The organism is Pseudomonas botevensis (genome assembly GCF_019145475.1).
Taxonomy (GTDB): Bacteria; Pseudomonadota; Gammaproteobacteria; order Pseudomonadales; family Pseudomonadaceae; genus Aquipseudomonas; species Aquipseudomonas botevensis.
The window spans coordinates 1-1,044 of record NZ_JAHTKI010000051.1; the positions used below are offsets into that span (position 1 = coordinate 1).

3 protein-coding genes are annotated in these 1,044 nt (G+C 47.4%); 2 read left to right on the forward strand and 1 reads right to left on the reverse strand.

Annotated elements, in window-relative coordinates; translation table 11 throughout:
* Positions 1–46 precede the first annotated feature (46 nt).
* A complete protein-coding gene (locus KVQ74_RS29230; RefSeq protein WP_217834830.1) occupies positions 47–400 on the forward strand; it encodes a hypothetical protein in 354 nt (117 codons plus the stop codon).
* A gap of 130 nt (positions 401–530) precedes the next feature.
* A complete protein-coding gene (locus tag KVQ74_RS29235; protein ID WP_217834831.1) occupies positions 531–740 on the forward strand; it encodes a hypothetical protein in 210 nt (69 codons plus the stop codon).
* Here KVQ74_RS29235 and KVQ74_RS29240 read toward each other — a convergent pair.
* A partial coding sequence (locus KVQ74_RS29240) for a hypothetical protein (RefSeq protein ID WP_217834832.1) occupies positions 717–1,044 on the reverse strand: 328 nt, incomplete at its 5' end. The two genes, KVQ74_RS29235 and KVQ74_RS29240, sit on opposite strands and share 24 nt — an antisense overlap.

The window sequence follows — 1,044 nt, forward strand, 5'->3', positions numbered from 1 at the left end:
GGGTAGGCATGTTATATTTTGGTGCTCTAGATAGATGGAGCTTACTATGAGTACTTTTAACGGCTTTGATATTGTTGAGCGATGGTTCCTCCGGTGTGGCAAGAAAGGTATTGCATTCGCTACAAAAAATGCCGCCGAGAAACGGGCAAAAACAAGTGATGCTTGCGTTGAAAATAGCGGTCCACTGAATGGTTTTAGTGTTGGTAAGGGATGGTTTGTTTATTGTAAGGGCAAAATCAAAAACGGCCCCTTGGAAACAGAGGATCTTGCAAAGGAGGCAGCCAGAAAATTGCCCGAGTGCGGCGGTGACGATCCTTCATGCGAACTTCCCCCGCCCAATGAAAATGGTGGTAAACCTGTAAATCCACTAAAGCCAGTGAAGTTTAAAATCGGTAATTAGCTTTTTCACTCGCCTTATCCAAGCCTCTGCATTTGCAGGGGCTTTTTCGTTTTCAGCTCCAACACTCCCTTTGCTCCGAGCTGGGTGTGCTGTTGGCGCTGATTCAAATCTGCACGTTCTGGAGCTGAGTATGAAGAGCGAATACCGCCAGGCTGTTGAGTTGGTCATTGCACAAGAAGCGAAGCTGGCAGAGGCGAGGGAAATTCATGAAGAAGCTGTTGCTCGTGTTACTCAGACCGCTGAGTGGATCAGCCTAAATGAGGCCAGCCTGAATGCTTGCGAAGACAGGCTGGCGAAGCTTGAGGTGAAGCTCGGTTTAAAACCCCAAGCAAGCGGCTAAGGTGTTCGGGTACATGTCAGGGCCTCGCAATGCTTTTTCGTTCTTCTCTAGATCAATCACCAACATCTGATCTTTCGACTCGACGAAGTCTGTTTCGAAATACAGCTTATCGCATACGCTTTGCGCCGTGCCCGCAGCTTTGATCGCGTAAAAGGAAGAGGTTTCTTCCCAGAGTTTTTCCGAAATATCTCTCACTTTTTTTGTAAATGACTCATATCGATCCTGGTAGGTCTCATCACTCTTGATGCGAAAGGTGATTACAAAGTGTCCCATGGTTCCGTCCATCGTTTTGCTGTAGGGCTGT

Bases quoted from the DNA above. Each gene is read 5' to 3' on its own strand.
- KVQ74_RS29230 (WP_217834830.1), top strand. From the start codon at position 47: ATGAGTACTTTTAACGGCTTTGATATTGTTGAGCGATGGTTCCTCCGG.
- KVQ74_RS29235 (WP_217834831.1), top strand. From the start codon at position 531: ATGAAGAGCGAATACCGCCAGGCTGTTGAGTTGGTCATTGCACAAGAA.